This is a genomic window from Paraglaciecola sp. MB-3u-78 (genome assembly GCF_002835935.1).
Classification (GTDB): Bacteria; Pseudomonadota; Gammaproteobacteria; order Enterobacterales; family Alteromonadaceae; genus Paraglaciecola.
The window spans coordinates 152,294-167,857 of the sequence record NZ_PJCF01000003.1; the positions used below are offsets into that span (position 1 = coordinate 152,294).

Genomic DNA, 15,564 nt, shown 5'->3' on the forward strand with positions numbered 1-15,564 from the left:
GTGCGCTTACTCACTTAAAGGAGACATCGGCGCCAACTACTTTTGCCACGGCTCGTTCGAAACGTACCAGACCCTCTTGAATGTCTTCATCAGGAATAATAAGTGACGGAGCAAAGCGCAATACATTAGCACCCGCAATCAAACACATTAAATGCTCTTCGGCAGCAGCAACTAAAAATTCTTTAGCGCGACCCGTAAAGTTTTCATTTAATGCAGCACCCAATAAAAGGCCTTTACCGCGAATTTCTGCGAAACAGTGGTGTTGATCATTGATGGCTTCTAATCCCTTACGGAAAAGTTGTTCTTTATGTTTTACCCCATCCAATACTTCTGGTGTATTAACAATATCCAAGACCCTTTCGGCTATCGCACAGCCTAGTGGGTTACCACCATAAGTGCTGCCGTGAGTACCTATCTTTAAATGTTTGGCAATTTCAGTAGTGGTTAACATGGCGCCAATTGGGAAGCCGCCACCTAGCGCTTTAGCTGTTGTGAGAATATCTGGCACTACACCAAGCCCCATATAAGCATAAAGATCGCCTGTACGGCCGACACCGGATTGTACTTCATCAAAAATAAGTAGGGCGTTGTGTTTGTCACACAAAGCACGCACTCCTTTAACAAAATCAATAGTAGGACTGATTATGCCGCCTTCACCCTGCAAGGGTTCCATCATAACCGCACAGGTTTTGTCGGATATCAATGCTTCAAAACTCGCTAAATCATTATAATCTGCGTGTTCTATAGCACCTGGCTTAGGACCAAAACCATCTGAATAAGCGGTTTGTCCACCCACGGTGACAGTAAAAAAGGTGCGGCCGTGAAAGCCTTGTTTAAAAGAGATAATTTGATCTTTCTGCTCGCCAAACTGATCAAGGGCAAAACGACGAGCTAGTTTTAATGCCGCTTCGTTGGCTTCAGCACCCGAATTAGCAAAGTATACTTTTTCGCCAAATGTGGCATCAGTGAGTTTTTTAGCTAAGCGAAGTGCCGGCTCGTTGGTTAGAACATTGCTTAAATGCCAAAGTTTTTCGCCTTGCTCTGTCAATGCAGAGACAAGTTCAGGGTGGCAATGACCTAATACGTTGACTGCAATGCCACCGGCAAAATCGATGTATTCGGTACCTGCTTGATCCCACAAACGAGAGCCTAATCCTTTTACCGGAATTATTGCCGCTGGATTGTAATTAGGAACCATTACTTCATTAAACAAGTCGCGAGTTACATTCATAATATTGCCTTACTAGTGTCTTATATTGGTTTAAAAAAGAGCACTAGTATGGCAGAAGGTTTGACACTTGTCTTTATGCATGTTGAATGCAAAGCGCCATTTTTAAAGGGGTTCATCTAGTTTTGCATGAATAGTGAATAACTATTAAGTCGGTGACAATATAGTTTCACCCTCAGTATCAAGTAACCCCAATACTGAATGCCAGTATTGGGGTATTTAACTATTTTAGAGGTACTGCATGAATATGCTTAAAAAAATTAATCGTTATTCATACTTAGGTCAAGTGAACGCATATCTGTGGTTTTAAGTAATTCTAAGGAGCCTTTAGGCATACCCAGTGTGCGTATGAAATCTTTAGACTGCTGTAAATCGACCAGCTTATGACCTTTTAACATTCGGTATTGCCCATAGGCTTTGCCTTGTTTTAATACTAAAGCTAAGGGGGATAAGTTTGCTGCGGGTTCATTATTTGCCACTTCAAACATTGCATTGGCGATAATGACTCGCTGCATAGCCATTTTATCAATTAATTTGGCACTAATTTCTAAGGCGTATTTATCAATTAGTTGGTTGAGAAATTTACCGGATGGTGAAACTCTGGTCAAAGCAGAATGTTCTTCATGTTTTTGAGTATTTTGAGTTTCTAATAATGCTTCTCGAAGCACACTTTCGAAAAGTCTGAAATATAGCTTTGACACCACCACTTTGCCCATCATTTGTAACATACCTAAGCAAAAAGCATGGTCTTGATTAACGCCGACCACAGACGCTATTTGTTTGCAGGAAATAGCTGTTGTTAAGGCTTCCTCCCAAATCCTTAATTTTATTTGGGGGTAAGGGTCTGTGATTTGAGGTAGTGAGCGTTTGAAGGCCAGAGATGTAATGATAATCATTAAATTCTCTAAACCAAAAAAGTTAAGGCCCACTCGCATGGTTTCAATTATTACCGCTTTTCCCTTGTTATCTATGCGCCGATATTTAGGTTGATTAACAAACTTCATTAGATCATTGAAGAACCAAGGTAACTCGGTGGCAAGAGGTTCAACTTTAGTTATAGTTGCTGCTTTAAGGCCGACCAAATCGAGTAATTCAGGTAATGATCTGTCTATGCCTATTATTTTTGAATACAGCTGTTCTGTATCTGCAATGCTTTCTTTTAGACGGATTTCTACTTCAATATTGATTTGGTCTGTGATGGTATTGAGAAAACTAAGATTAGACTTGATGTTTAAATCTTTTTCACGAATTGCTTGTTTTTCAACTCGCAGTAATGTTCTGGCTGTTTTACTTTGCTCAATCTCGATGACATTTAACACAGGTTCACTCTTCTGGAGAGCGGGTTGTTGTGCTGCTTTCAGATCTAAAAATAGCGCTTCAAAGCGCTGCTTAATTAGGTCTTCGGGATTTGTGAATATGCTCATAAATTATTAAATTCTTAAGAAATTGATTTGATGATTAACTTTTTTTGAATGTAATTATTCATGTACTATAACAATTAAAGTCAGATACTAATGTTACATTAATGTGACGAGATTTCTACTCTGCTACTGAAGTGCATCAGAGATATTTTTGTTCTTAAGAAAATTGTTAAGTATGCGATGACCAAATTCAGTTAATAAAGATTCTGGATGAAATTGCACACCAAAAATTGGCAGAGTGTGATGTTCTATAGCCATGACTTCTCTATTTTCTATCCTATCTTGGTGTAAAATGTCATTTTTGCCGTCGCCATTATCGCAGCACCACGCAGTTACTTTAAAGTCTTCAGGGATACTCTGTCGATCTAAAACTAATGAGTGATAACGTGTGGCGACAAATGGCATAGGAACATCTTTAAACAAACAAGAGTGGGAATGGTAAATTTGTGATGTTTTGCCATGTTTTATTTGTTTTGCTTGAATGACCTTGGCACCAAATACCTGACCGATTGCTTGATGCCCTAAACAGACACCTAATATTGGGATGACACCGGCGAATACCTTTATCGCTTCTAGTGTAATTCCAGAGCTATCCGGTGTACAAGGACCAGGCGACAAAACCAAAAATTCGGGGTTCAAAGAACCTATTTCTGCACAACAGATTTCATCATTGCGCAACACGACTACCTTTTGCCCCAATTCTTCAAAATAACGAGCCAAGTTGTATGTAAATGAATCATAGTTGTCAATCAACAGAAGCATTGTTTGTTTTAAACCGTGATTAAATTAAGGGCGTTTAACAAAACCTACCGCTTCGTATGCTTTAGCTAAGGTAATGGCTGCACGTTGACTGGCTTTTTCTGAGCCTTCACGCATTATTTTGTTTAGCTCAGTTTTATCATCCCGTAACGCGTGATACTTTTGCTGAATAGGCTCTAGTAACGCCACTATTGCATCGGCTACATCTGATTTTAAATGTCCGTACATTTTATCTTCATAAATAGGAACCAGTGTTTCTATTGAGGTTCCTGTGGCACAGGATAATAGGCTCAACAAATTAGATACACCGGGTTTTTCTGTTGTATCAAAGTAAATACGGGCTTGATCGTCCGAGTCTGTCACTGCGCGCTTAATTTTCTTGATAATCTTTTTCGGATCTTCCAATAGGCCAACAAAATTGTTGACGTTATCGTCTGACTTAGACATCTTTTTTGTTGGGTCCTGCAAACTCATTACTCGAGCACCAAATTCGGGGATATAAGGGTCGGGTATGCTAAAAATGTTACCGTATACATTATTAAAACGAGTGGCGATATCTCGAGCCAACTCTAGGTGTTGTTTTTGGTCATCGCCCACTGGCACATGATTAGCTTGATATAATAAAATGTCTGCCGCCATCAATACCGGATATGAGTACAAACCAGCATTAATATTTGACACATTTTTCGCTGACTTATCTTTAAATTGAGTCATGCGATTGAGCTCACCCATCTGGGTATAACAATTCAACAACCAAGCTAATTGGGCATGTTCTGGTACATGTGACTGCATAAAAACAGTACTTTTAGCGGGATCAATCCCACAAGCTATATAAAGCGCCAATCCATCTAAGCAGGCTTGGTGCAGGGCTTTAGGATCTTGTCTTACTGTGATTGCATGCAAATCAACCAACATATATAAACAGTCATGATCATCTTGCATATTGACCCACTGACGAAGTGCACCCATATAATTGCCAATGCTGAGTTGGCCTGAAGGCTGGCAGCCGCTAAGTACAATTGGTTTTGTCATGTTAAACGGTTCTACTTATAAAGAGTGTTGAAAGAAAGGTTAATTATTTATTTATCTAATTAACTAAAGCAAGTTCAGAGCGCATTTGGCGAATCACTGCTTGATAATCTTCTTGGTCAAAAATAGCGGAACCTGCTACAAACATATCGGCACCTGCTTCTGCAATGGCCCGAATATTATCGACTTTTACGCCGCCGTCAATTTCTAATCGAATATCAAAACCTGATTGAACAATTAATGCACGGGTTTGTTTTAGCTTGTTTAAGCTGTTGTGAATAAAAGATTGACCGCCAAAGCCAGGGTTAACAGACATCAACAAAATATGATGTAACTTATGCATCACATGATCGAGATGCTGTAATGGAGTCGCGGGGTTAAACACCAAACCTGGCTGACAACCAGAATCGATAATCAGTTGTAAACTTCTATCCACATGCTGGGATGCTTCAGGGTGAAAGCTGATATAACTTGCCCCAGCATCGGCAAACTGCCTGATCATATCGTCCACTGGTTGCACCATAAGATGAACATCGATATCAGCCGTTACACCATGTTTGCGTAATGCTTTGCAAACCAATGGGCCAATAGTCAAATTTGGCACATAATGATTGTCCATAACGTCAAAGTGCACGACATCTGCGCCAGCACTGAGCACGTTGTCTACTTCTTCACCTAACTTGGTAAAGTTGGCGGACAAAATCGAAGGAGCTATCAAATAAGGTTTCATTACTTTCCTTGCAATCAAAAACAATATTCTACAGAAAAATCCAAATAGACAAAAGCGCCCTCTTTGCACCAATGTTGACCCATTGTTCTTTTGTGGTGCATTTAGCGTCCTAAAAGATAAAAAAATCGTACGGTTTTAAATTATTTTCATTAGGAAATAACTAATAAAAACAAGTGGATAAACGCTTTATTGTGGGTGCTGTTTAGTTAGGCATTAGTTTTGCGTTAAGCAGTGAATAAAATAAAATAAAAATAATATGATAGAAAACATATTCAAATCACTGAAAACATTATAAATACAATCGGAGTACACATATGAAAACTTTAAAAATTTCTGCTCTTGCCGCTGCTGTTTTAGCTGCATCTAGTGTTAGTCATGTCGCTTTAGCTGACGTTGAGTCTAATTTTGGAGCGACAAGCAATTACTTGTGGCGTGGTGTAACCCAAAGTGGTAACGCACCTTCATTGTCTGGTGGTATAGACTACTCTGACGAGAGCGGTTTTTATGCGGGCACATGGGTAGGTACTATCGATTGGACTGATGAAACCTCTGATGATAAAGGTGCCGAGGTTGATTTCTATGCAGGGTTTGGTGGTGAAGCTGGTGATTTTGGCTATGATGTTGGTTATATCTACTATTATTATCCTGCGACTGGTTATGAGGACAGTAATTTTGGAGAAATTTACTTAAATGGTAGTTTCGGAGACCTAGGTTTCGGCGTAGCTTACACTATTAATAGTGATGCAGACGATGATGTACCTTTTGGTACAGGCGATTTGTATTATAACGTGAGTTACGGTTTTGATTTAAGTAACGATTATTCTTTAGGCCTTACCTATGGCTACTATGATTTTGATACACCTACCAGTGATTCCGATTATGGTCACTTCCAAGTTGATTTAGGAAAAGGTGATTTTACCCTAACTATCTCAAAAGCAGACAAAGAGTCCGGAAGCGACGATACTAACTTCGCAGTTAGTTGGGGCACTGCTTTTTAGTAGAGCTTTACGTTATGAGTTAATGTTAAAAGGAGCGCTTAGGCGCTCCTTTTGTTTTAAATCGTCGCATTTATCGATGAATGCCCTAACAATTCAGTTAAAGCACCGTTGTCGATATTTCCATCACAGGTATAATGTCACAAAATATTTCAACGCGGATAACACTATGAACAGGAAGTCAAAATCGTTATTTACCCTCACTGGAGTAACTATAACTAGTTTAGCGATCGTCGCTTTATTAAGTATTTCTCAGGGGGCGTTAGACGATAGAAATGCGTTTTGTGGAAATGTAGAAAATGTTGTCTTTGATCATGAGTTACCTGTTAGTCACCCTGTGAATAGATGTGCTGCTAATCAGTCACAAGGTGTAAGTTGGTCTGAATGGTTCACTGGGCGTTCAAGCTCATATCAGTTTCATTTTATCGATTTACTTGAGTTGCTTTCACGTTCAGGGAATAGCCAAGCCAAAAATCCATCTCAGACAAATTAATTTCACTTAGAAATAAAGTGAATTAGTCGGCCTGATAGAGGGCCAATAGTTCAGCCACTTTTAATCTAGTGCTACCATTTTGACTGATAAAACGACTGACCTGAAGTTTAGTCATGTCTGCGCCTTGATAAATATCCCTGGTAAATTCAGTATCGTGATTACTCACCAACACAGGAATATTGCGCGTGTATCCGGTGCGTCGTGCCAAGGATGCTAGTTTAATCTGGTTATCCAACGTAAACCCCCCAGTAGCATAACTATTGAACATAGCTGTTTTGCTAATGGGCGCATAAGGTGGGTCACAATATATGACTGAGCCCTTGCGCGCTTTGGCGAAAACCTTCTCAAAAGAGTCACAAGTAAAAGTGGCTAGTTGAGATTTCTCTGCAAAGTACACCAGCTCTTTTTCTGGAAAGTAGGGGGCTTTGTATCGACCAAAAGGTACATTAAATTTTCCGCTATTGTTATAACGGCATAACCCATTGTAGCCGTGTCTATTTAAGTAAAGGAAATACACCGCACGTTCATAGATATCCTCACTATCATTAAACTCTTGTCTCATCTGATAATAACGTGTTTCTTCGTTGTAGACTGAAGTGAACAACTTGGCACTGTCTGTTATGTAATCAGTAGGTTGGTGTTTTACAATATTATATAAATTAATTAAATCAGGATTAATATCGTTGAGCAGATATTTAGAATAATTGGTATTGAGAAATACCGAGCCTGCACCGACAAATGGCTCAATAAGTTTTTTAGCCTTTGGAAGTTTTGCGTTTATGTCTTCGATAAGACTGTATTTTCCACCGGCCCACTTCAAAAAGGCTCTATTTTTTTTATCTTTTGTTACTGCCAATGTGTCAACCAAGTCGGAGCCGCTAGTTTATAGGCGGAATTGTAACGGTACTGGACAAAAACAACAAATAGCTTAAGCCTCAGAGACGCTTATTTCTTGTTTGACTTGCCCAATACTCTTAACAAAAGGAGTATTCTTCAACATTGCCTCTGGCAAATTGATTATTTCTGCTCTGGCAGCTTCTATTGTGGAAAAATGTTGGTTTTTTAGTAACACATACCAATCACCACCATAACGTTGGGTTTTATATAACCACAGTTGTTGGCCCAGTTGTTCATCCCTAACATAATCTTGCAAGATACTAATATTAGCCATCGCTGCAATTTGAATCACATAGTTTTTATTAGGTAATGCCAACAACATATCAGGATCAGGCTTAAGAAAATCGGCGGTTTTGACTTGTTCAGTATTACCTAAGGGTTCTCCCTTTTGATCGGATATCGGTGCATACGTAACTTTATCTACGACTTGATAGTCATTAACAGTGTCAGTTTGTGCTTTTAAGTCTTCAACTACGGCGGGCTGCTTTGGTATTAAAGATAGCTGCGTTGGTGTATCCACTTTTTCATCAATATTGCTGCTTTGTAAAAGTACTTTATTTGACTGCTCTTCAAGTTTGCCGCTGGCCGTGCTCCAATCCGTCACTAAAAGTTCTTTAATGCCCACTTTAGTCGCATTTGGTATGACTTCTGGTACAACTGTAACTTCGACAGATTGCGGTGCTGCTTGGGTCGTTATAGTCGCCACTGACTCATCTGCTAGCTCGGCGACATCAGAAGGTTCAACAGGTTGCTCTTGGGGCGATACCTGAATGTTAATATATGACCATATAACATTCACTTTTTCTGGGTAATGCCAGCCCAGTATTCCAGTGAAAATAGTTAAAAAAACCAGTCCGAATAAAGTGGCCATCCACCATTTTTTATAAATAGGTTCAGCCTCATAAGACTGAACATTACGATCCTCTATGCGTTGCGCGAATTTTTTCCGTTTATCTTGAATGAATGACTCTAAATCAGAAAACTCATGATCCTCAGCGGGCTGAATATCACTTTGATTAGTTAACACTATGGGTTGATGTTTGGATTTAGCCCCCAAACATGATCTAGCGGACTCGGCCCAATCGGAGAGACCCATAAGCAATACATTAAGATGTTGTTTGTTGTTGGCAAAACGACTTTGTAAGACTAAATCCCACAGCTCTTTAACAAGCTTAATGGGCAGTTTTTCAGCTTGAAAAACGCTTATCAAAATTGGACCATTATGATTATTCAGTGGTTCTAGTAACTGGTTCAGAGGTCGATTAAAGTCTGCCGTTTGGCTTTGGCTAACGAGTTGACGAAACAACTTCTCTCGATAGATAACCAGTGGGGTTAATTCATTGGCAGTGAGCAAGGCCAAATCAGCTTGTTCATTTTTATGAGCTAGAAAATTTTCAACAACTTGTGATTGCTGTTGTATTTTATCGCTGCAAACAAACACAAGTTGCGAAGAGTAACTAATTAGATAGTCTAATCGGTTGTTCAGTTCTGACGCTGCCATTTTCATATACCTAGGTAGTGATGCTTATAATGTCGATACAAAAAACATCAATGCAAAAAAATGTCCTAAGAAAGAATGACGCGTAACACCTCTTCAGATATTTCATTTGTGATCACCGCCTTGCCAATCCCTTTGGGAATGACAAAAAATAGTTGCCCAGCTTGCACTTTTTTATCATGACGCATATGGCTAACAAAGTCGTCATATGCCATGTCACTAGGTGCAACTGTAGGTAAATCAAATGATTGAAGTAAAGATTCGATACGACTGAATTCTGACGCTTCGAGCCAATTCATCTTAGTTGCTACTGCAGAAGCAAGAACGATGCCTGCTGAGACAGCTTCGCCGTGCAACCAGTTGCCATAACCCTTTTCAGCTTCAATGGCATGGCCAAATGTATGACCTAAATTTAATATCGCCCTTAAGCCAGACTCTCTTTCGTCAATAGCGACTATCTCTGCCTTAATTGCGCAGCAACGGGCAATCATATATTGCAGTGCGACGAGATTTTTACGTTTTATGGCTTTTTGATTTTGTTCTAACCATATAAAGAAATCGGCGTCGTAAATTACTCCGTATTTAATGACTTCAGCCATACCAGCAGCAAACTCGCGTTCAGGCAAAGTAGATAGGCTATCAGTATCGATCAATACTGCTTTAGGTTGGTAAAATGCGCCAATCATATTTTTACCCAATGGGTGATTGACTGCTGTTTTTCCACCTACGGATGAATCCACTTGTGATAATAAGGTGGTAGGGATTTGGATGAAGGGCATACCCCGCTGAAAACTAGCAGCAACAAAACCCGTTAAGTCACCCACTACACCACCACCTAATGCGATTAATGTGGTGTCACGACCCGCAGACATTCCCAAGAGTTTTGAAATGACCATTTCAAAACTTTGTAGATTTTTGTGTTGTTCGCCATCAGGAACAACAATTTTACTAACGTCATAGCCTGCTAAGGCCTGACTGACAATGGGGAAATAAAGCGGATCAACCACATCATTGGTCACGACTACTACTTTGTTTGTGGTGAGATGTGTGGTCAAAACTTCAGGATGATTAAGCAGATTGGCTTCAATCAATATAGGGTAACTACGCTCACCCAACTCAACTGTTAGTGTTGCCATAAGTAGCTAGCCCTATTTTTGTTATATTTAAAAGAAGAGTTACAAACCTATTTTAACAATTATCTGATTAGCAACAGCACGAGCACTTTGATCATCGGTATCAACAATATAATCGGCTGCGTCTTCATAAAGGGGATTACGTTCTTCAGCTAGATTACGCAATACCGTTTCAGGATCATCTTTTTGCAACAATGGACGACGCTTATCACGCTGGGTTCTAGCGACTTGCTTATCAATGGTGGTTTGCAGATAAACGACTATGCCGCGTGCTGACAATCTGTTTCTAACATTTTTACTGACTACTGAGCCACCGCCCGTTGCCAAAACAATGCCTTGTTTATCAGTTAAGTCGTTAATGATATTTTCTTCACGTAGACGAAAACCTTCTTCCCCTTCAAGATCAAATATCCAAGCGATATCTGCGCCAGAGCGCTTCTCAATCTCTTGATCAGAGTCAAAGAATTCTAAATGAAGTTCTTCTGCTAGATGCCTACCAATAGTGCTTTTACCAGCACCCATGGGGCCTATAAGGAATATATTACGTTTTTCAGCCATTTTTGCTTATTTCACAACTATGTTTAAGGGGTAGAAAATTCTGTTCGGCTACCCTTTTATGGATTAACCAGACCTCGTCGAAAATTTCGATAAATCGATTATCTCAGTTTTACAGTGAATTTTGCAAGCTTTGTAAAGGTTATGCGGCAGGAATAATAAAAAAACAGCCTAATCAAGTGATTAAACTGTTTTTTTGAATCGAATAAGGTGGCTAGATCGCCAAATGTTAATTAGTTCTCAATTCATCCGTTAGAATTTTAGGTGTTACAAAAATGAGTAACTCGCGTTTTTCTAATATTTCTGATGTATTTTTGAAAAGATAACCCACAAAAGGTAAATCGCCTAAAAGGGGGACTTTTCGCACATCGTTTGAAGAACTTTGCTGGAAAATGCCACCGAGTACTATGGTTTCGCCATTTTCAACCAACACCTGGGTGCTGATTTCTTGGGTGTCAATTGCAACTGCATCACCTGTTGATGTTGATACAGTGTCGCCTCGGGTATCTTGAGTAACCACTAAATCCATGATAATTCGATTATCTGGGGTGATGTGTGGTGTGACTTTTAAACTTAATACCGCTTTTTTGAATTCAACTGATGTAGCACCACTAGACGTTGCTTCTACATACGGAATTTCTGTACCTTGTTCTATATAAGCTTCATGTTGGTTAGCTACCGTGATGCGAGGACTTGCAATGACTTCACCTTTGTTTTCAGACTCAAGGGCGGATAACTCCAAATCAATGATAGTACCGTCTAATAGACGAGCGATTTGTATACCAATTCTCCCAGCTGGACTTTGCACGGGTAATGCCACATTGAGCCTGTCTGTTATGGAAGGAACAACACCGCTGGCGATAGAATCAGCACCCGTCAATGAACCTGATACGGCACCATTATTTATGGTATCGCTCAATCCCCACTGTACGCCAAATGATTCACTGGCATTATCTCTTACGGTTACCATGCGAGATTCAATCAATACCTGTTTAATCGGAATGTCCAAGGCATCGACTAGGATTTTGGCCTCATCGATTGATGTTTGCGTATCTCGAAGTAAAAGTGTGTTGGTTCTTTCATCCACTGCAACACTGCCTCTGGGTGTTAAAATGCTATTTTCTGTACCTTTGAGGATTATTGCGAGGTCTTGGGCTTTAGCATAATTGATTTGCACATTTGTTGACACTAAAGGGGCGAGTTCAGCTACTTGTTGTTTGGATTGCAGTTGCTGCGTTTCACGAGCAGTGAGCTCTTCAGTGGGCGCAATAAGTAAAATGTTTCCTTCAAGCCTTTTGTCTAATCCTTTAATTTTTAAGATCATGTCTAAAGCCTGATCCCAAGGTACACCAGATAAACTAATAGTCACGTTGCCCGTCACAGTATCCGTTGTGACCAAATTAAAACCGTTAACCTGGGCAATAATTTGTAATACTTGGCGAACGGGTACGTCTTGAAAATCCAGGGAAATAGGTTCCCCGGCAAAATTATTTTGCTGGTCATCCACAGGAGCATCTTTCAGACGTTTTTCGATTTCTATACTTAAACTATTAGCATTTTTTTGATGACGAAAGGTGATTTTGTCCTGCAGTGAAAACTCAACTCTGGTTTGTTCTTCATCTTGGAAAGTTTCAATGGCATTGACCGGTGTGGCAAAATCTACTACATCGAGTTTAAACAATTGTTCGTCAGCCAGTTTTGTTCTGGGTAAAACCAAGCTTAAGGTTTTGCCTCTTTCACTCAACTGTAGCTGAAAGTTTTTATTACTAAACATCATTATCGCTTTTGCGCCACCACTGGGTAAACGCGAAAACTGCACATCTAACAATTCAGTGCGAAAAACGCTGTTGACCTGAGGATCGACGTCAACCAGCACAACAGCTTCTTCTTGACTTAACGCTTTAAATGTCAATAGGCTAAAAGCTAACGCAAGTAACCAATACCAAGTCGGATTAGTTCGATTAAGTTTTTTGTTAAAAATAAAACGCTCAGACATTATTTTCTCCTGCCTTCGAAAGCATGGTGAGTGTGGCTTGCTTTTTCTGCCAGCAGCCAGCACCATCGGGCAGCATTTCAGTAAAAGAAACTGTGCCATTTTGAATAGAATCGATTTTCCCAAAAAACAATCCGAGGTAATCGCCAATTGTCGCTTTAAATAAACTTCCTGTATTAGACTGAATAAGCGCCCATTTTTTACCATTGGATTGAAACACACCAGTAACAGATAACGCATCGATACCAAATTTTTCTAAAGGTTGTTTGCTACGGTTAAAATCGGGCTGTGCACAATTTGGTTGTGCGGCTACGCTTATTTCGACACCTGCTCCTGTATTTCTTGGACGTTGAAATGGGCTGCGCAAGGTGTCAGCAGAGTAAATAAAAGTAGGCTTGCTATTAAATTCTGGATAAGGCTCAATATTAACAGTAGTTGTTTGTTTTGTTTCAGCAATAAATACCTGTAAATCGTCAACCTTGGCTTCACAGCCACTTAACAGTGCTGTGGCCAACACAATTTTAATATGCTTCATTGTGTTTTTCCCAATGTCGTTGTGTCTTGTCCACTTGACGTTCTGTACGTTTTTGCCTGTACCCTGAGCTTAAGCGTATTGCCTTCCTGGGTGACTTCAAAATCATGCACCGTGACAATGCGCGGCAATCCCGCTATCTCTGAGGCAAATTGTCCAAAGTTGTGATATCCACCAAACACTTCCATTTCAATAGGCAACTCTGAATAAAATTCTTTTGGAATTTCTCTTTGCCAATTCAATAATCTAAAAGTGAGTCCTGCTGAGGTGCCTACTAACGTGATGTCATCCAATAATCCGGGGGTTTCATTGCTCGTAGGTAGTGATTTTAACATTGATGAAAAATCGGTTTTCAATCGGCCTAATTGTTCCTGGTAGGCTTCTAAGTTTACCGCAATGCGATATTTTCCTTGATAGACTTGTTTTAACTTTATCTCTTTATTTTGTGCCACTTCAAGTATGGGTAGTTTATCTTTCACTAAAAAATAATACCCACCTACTAAGCCAATAATTATGACAAACATTGCGACTAAAGATTTAACTTCAAAGGGCCAAGTAGCCACTTGCTCGAAATCTAAATCATTGATCTCTTTTAACTTATTAATATCAAATTTCATTTGCTTGGCTCCTCGGTAATGACTGAGAAATCCGGCGCAACACTAGGATTAATAGTAAAAGTGAGCTTAAAATCACTGACCGCTTCTAAGGCCGATGTATCCGCTTTGATTGAAGATAATTCGCCACTACTAAATACAGTTGATTCTTGTAGCTGACGCATGAAATCTGCCAACCTGTTGTTGGATTCGCTGACTCCCAATATTTCAATCAGATTGCCTTGGCGAGAAAAACTGCGAAAGGATAAACCATGTGGAACCAGTCGAACTAACTCATCTAAAACGATTGGCACGGCGTTTCTGCTTGATTCAAGTTGCTCAATCAAGGCCATTCTTTGTTCAATCGCTTCCTTGTCTTTTTTGATGTTTTTAATTTGTTCAATTTGTTGATCTAACAAGGCTGTTTGTTGCTCAACAAAATTGTTTCGATAATTTTGGTTATCTGTCATTTTTTCTAACACATTACCGGCAGCAAACATTAAACCAATTGCACTAAGTGCCAGCACCGTAAGTAAGGTCAGGTAATTCTTCTTATGTTCAACCCTGCGGCCTTCGCGCCAAGGCAGTAAATTTATATGTGCCATGGTTGAAAGCTCCTACTGGCTAAACCTGCAGCAATGATAAGTTGTCCAGAGATCTGTTCTAAATCTCCTTGATTAATGTTTTCTGCTATTGTCATGTCAGTAAATGGGTTGAAACATAGTACCTCAATACCTAAATCAGCGGTCAAGTCTTCAGGTAAAGTTGTCAGATGTCCACCGCCTCCACAAATCAGCAAAGTACTAGGTCGAGCTTCGCCAGAAGCACTGATGTAAACTTGCAATGCTCGGTTAATATTTTGTTGCAGGTTGGCTAAAAACATAGGGTAAGCGTCTTGTTTCCATGTTTCTGGTAAGGTGCCATCTGTCAATTGTTGTTCAATTTGAGATCGTTCTTGGCTGTAGAGCATAGTGAGGTCTTGGATCAATGCGTCCATCCCAAAGTTGTGGTCTTTGGTATAAATAACCTTTCCATTTTTTACTGCACACATTTGTAAATGACTGGCTCCAATATTGATACAACATACCGTTTCGTCTTCTTTGTGGGGATAGAAGGATGCAACCGCTGCCCCTAAGGCGTAACTTTCAACATCAACAATTTTGGCTTCGTAACCCACTTCACCTAATAAGGTGATCCTGCGGTCAACTAATTCTTTATGAACAGCACTTAATAATACTTCAACTTTATTATTTGTGGTTTGGGTGTCACTTATCTCTTCGAAGTCAATGTATACCTCGTTCAGAGGATAAGGAATCAAACTATCAGCCTCCAATTCAATTTGGCTTTCAAGTTCATGATCGGTCTGCCCCGGATCCATGTACACAATCTTATTCAGCACGGTTGAGCCTGATACTGCTATGGCAACTAATTTGTTTTTACTTTTTAAGGCAAGCTTTACTTTCTTAAGCGCATGGCTGACTGCTTCGAAATCCTTAATTTCACGCTCTGCAAAAGCATTGCCAAGAATGGGCTCGCAAGCATAGGCTTGCAAGTTAAATTGTTTACCTGACTTTTCAAGTACCACGGCTTTAATAAACCGAGTTCCTATATCAAGGCCAATCATTTTTTGTACTTTAGGACCAAATAATTTTTTCAATTGTTAGACATCCGATTGAATGAGAATAAATCCACGCCAGCATTATTACGT

At 39.8% G+C, this 15,564-nt stretch carries 16 protein-coding genes; 2 read left to right on the plus strand and 14 right to left on the minus strand.

Going from position 1 to position 15,564, the window contains the following annotated elements; all coding sequences use genetic code 11:
- Nucleotides 1–10 precede the first annotated feature (10 nt).
- The 5 genes from CXF95_RS04550 to rpe form a co-directional block, all read right to left on the minus strand.
- Nucleotides 11–1,231 carry an aspartate aminotransferase family protein gene (locus tag CXF95_RS04550; RefSeq protein ID WP_101197595.1) on the minus strand — a complete coding sequence of 407 codons (1,221 nt, stop codon included), beginning with the start codon at nt 1,229–1,231 and terminating at the stop codon, nt 11–13.
- Between the two features lie 257 nt (nt 1,232–1,488).
- Complete coding sequence (locus CXF95_RS04555; RefSeq protein WP_101197596.1) at nt 1,489–2,652, minus strand: HDOD domain-containing protein; 1,164 nt, start codon at nt 2,650–2,652, stop codon at nt 1,489–1,491.
- Between the two features lie 123 nt (nt 2,653–2,775).
- Entirely contained in the window at nt 2,776–3,411 is a 636-nt protein-coding gene (locus CXF95_RS04560) for an aminodeoxychorismate/anthranilate synthase component II (RefSeq protein WP_101197597.1), read from the minus strand.
- Between the two features lie 24 nt (nt 3,412–3,435).
- Nucleotides 3,436–4,440 (minus strand): tryptophan--tRNA ligase, encoded by a 1,005-nt coding sequence (gene trpS / locus CXF95_RS04565; RefSeq protein WP_101197598.1) that lies wholly within the window; start codon nt 4,438–4,440, stop codon nt 3,436–3,438.
- 55 nt (nt 4,441–4,495) lie between these two features.
- Nucleotides 4,496–5,167, minus strand: a complete 672-nt coding sequence (gene rpe, locus CXF95_RS04570) for a ribulose-phosphate 3-epimerase (RefSeq protein WP_101197599.1) — start codon at nt 5,165–5,167, stop codon at nt 4,496–4,498.
- A 314-nt stretch (nt 5,168–5,481) separates the two neighbouring features.
- On the opposite strand from rpe, the gene CXF95_RS04575 reads away from it, so the two are divergent.
- Both CXF95_RS04575 and CXF95_RS04580 read left to right on the plus strand, forming a co-directional pair.
- Complete coding sequence (locus tag CXF95_RS04575) at nt 5,482–6,165, plus strand: TorF family putative porin (protein WP_101197600.1); 684 nt, start codon at nt 5,482–5,484, stop codon at nt 6,163–6,165.
- A 166-nt stretch (nt 6,166–6,331) separates the two neighbouring features.
- Nucleotides 6,332–6,655: a hypothetical protein gene (locus CXF95_RS04580; RefSeq protein WP_101197601.1), complete on the plus strand. Its 324-nt coding sequence runs from the start codon at nt 6,332–6,334 to the stop codon at nt 6,653–6,655.
- Nucleotides 6,656–6,677: 22 nt separating this feature from the next.
- Here CXF95_RS04580 and CXF95_RS04585 read toward each other — a convergent pair whose 3' ends face one another.
- The 9 genes from CXF95_RS04585 to pilM all read right to left on the minus strand — a co-directional run bounded on the left by CXF95_RS04585 (nt 6,678) and on the right by pilM (nt 15,513).
- A complete protein-coding gene (locus tag CXF95_RS04585) occupies nt 6,678–7,511 on the minus strand; it encodes a Dam family site-specific DNA-(adenine-N6)-methyltransferase (RefSeq protein WP_232787647.1) in 834 nt (277 codons plus the stop codon).
- 72 nt (nt 7,512–7,583) lie between these two features.
- Complete coding sequence (locus CXF95_RS04590; protein WP_101197603.1) at nt 7,584–9,053, minus strand: SPOR domain-containing protein; 1,470 nt, start codon at nt 9,051–9,053, stop codon at nt 7,584–7,586.
- A 65-nt stretch (nt 9,054–9,118) separates the two neighbouring features.
- Nucleotides 9,119–10,186 (minus strand): 3-dehydroquinate synthase, encoded by a 1,068-nt coding sequence (aroB, locus tag CXF95_RS04595; protein ID WP_101197604.1) that lies wholly within the window; start codon nt 10,184–10,186, stop codon nt 9,119–9,121.
- Nucleotides 10,187–10,225: 39 nt separating this feature from the next.
- The gene (gene aroK / locus CXF95_RS04600) at nt 10,226–10,741 is read right to left on the minus strand and encodes a shikimate kinase AroK (RefSeq protein ID WP_101197605.1); all 516 of its coding nucleotides are present in this window, start codon (nt 10,739–10,741) and stop codon (nt 10,226–10,228) included.
- A 226-nt stretch (nt 10,742–10,967) separates the two neighbouring features.
- On the minus strand, nt 10,968–12,734 hold the full coding sequence (locus tag CXF95_RS04605; protein WP_101197606.1) for a type IV pilus secretin PilQ: 1,767 nt from the start codon (nt 12,732–12,734) through the stop codon (nt 10,968–10,970).
- Nucleotides 12,727–13,266 (minus strand): pilus assembly protein PilP, encoded by a 540-nt coding sequence (locus tag CXF95_RS04610; protein ID WP_101197607.1) that lies wholly within the window; start codon nt 13,264–13,266, stop codon nt 12,727–12,729. Before CXF95_RS04610 ends, CXF95_RS04605 begins: the two co-directional genes overlap by 8 nt.
- Nucleotides 13,263–13,880, minus strand: coding sequence for a type 4a pilus biogenesis protein PilO (locus tag CXF95_RS04615; protein ID WP_101197608.1), 618 nt, complete (start codon nt 13,878–13,880; stop codon nt 13,263–13,265). Before CXF95_RS04615 ends, CXF95_RS04610 begins: the two co-directional genes overlap by 4 nt.
- A complete protein-coding gene (locus CXF95_RS04620) occupies nt 13,877–14,461 on the minus strand; it encodes a PilN domain-containing protein (RefSeq protein ID WP_101197609.1) in 585 nt (194 codons plus the stop codon). Before CXF95_RS04620 ends, CXF95_RS04615 begins: the two co-directional genes overlap by 4 nt.
- Nucleotides 14,449–15,513: a type IV pilus biogenesis protein PilM gene (pilM, locus tag CXF95_RS04625; protein ID WP_101197610.1), complete on the minus strand. Its 1,065-nt coding sequence runs from the start codon at nt 15,511–15,513 to the stop codon at nt 14,449–14,451. Before pilM ends, CXF95_RS04620 begins: the two co-directional genes overlap by 13 nt.
- Nucleotides 15,514–15,564 lie beyond the last annotated feature (51 nt).

Excerpts from the sequence above, each read along its gene's own strand:
- CXF95_RS04550 (WP_101197595.1), bottom strand. The coding sequence starts at position 1,231 with ATGAATGTAACTCGCGACTTGTTTAATGAAGTAATGGTTCCTAATTAC.
- CXF95_RS04555 (WP_101197596.1), bottom strand. The coding sequence starts at position 2,652 with ATGAGCATATTCACAAATCCCGAAGACCTAATTAAGCAGCGCTTTGAA.
- CXF95_RS04560 (WP_101197597.1), bottom strand. The coding sequence starts at position 3,411 with ATGCTTCTGTTGATTGACAACTATGATTCATTTACATACAACTTGGCT.
- trpS (WP_101197598.1), bottom strand. The coding sequence starts at position 4,440 with ATGACAAAACCAATTGTACTTAGCGGCTGCCAGCCTTCAGGCCAACTC.
- rpe (WP_101197599.1), bottom strand. The coding sequence starts at position 5,167 with ATGAAACCTTATTTGATAGCTCCTTCGATTTTGTCCGCCAACTTTACC.
- CXF95_RS04575 (WP_101197600.1), top strand. The coding sequence starts at position 5,482 with ATGAAAACTTTAAAAATTTCTGCTCTTGCCGCTGCTGTTTTAGCTGCA.
- CXF95_RS04580 (WP_101197601.1), top strand. The coding sequence starts at position 6,332 with ATGAACAGGAAGTCAAAATCGTTATTTACCCTCACTGGAGTAACTATA.
- CXF95_RS04590 (WP_101197603.1), bottom strand. The coding sequence starts at position 9,053 with ATGGCAGCGTCAGAACTGAACAACCGATTAGACTATCTAATTAGTTAC.
- aroB (WP_101197604.1), bottom strand. The coding sequence starts at position 10,186 with ATGGCAACACTAACAGTTGAGTTGGGTGAGCGTAGTTACCCTATATTG.
- aroK (WP_101197605.1), bottom strand. The coding sequence starts at position 10,741 with ATGGCTGAAAAACGTAATATATTCCTTATAGGCCCCATGGGTGCTGGT.
- CXF95_RS04605 (WP_101197606.1), bottom strand. The coding sequence starts at position 12,734 with ATGTCTGAGCGTTTTATTTTTAACAAAAAACTTAATCGAACTAATCCG.
- CXF95_RS04610 (WP_101197607.1), bottom strand. The coding sequence starts at position 13,266 with ATGAAGCATATTAAAATTGTGTTGGCCACAGCACTGTTAAGTGGCTGT.
- CXF95_RS04615 (WP_101197608.1), bottom strand. The coding sequence starts at position 13,880 with ATGAAATTTGATATTAATAAGTTAAAAGAGATCAATGATTTAGATTTC.
- CXF95_RS04620 (WP_101197609.1), bottom strand. The coding sequence starts at position 14,461 with ATGGCACATATAAATTTACTGCCTTGGCGCGAAGGCCGCAGGGTTGAA.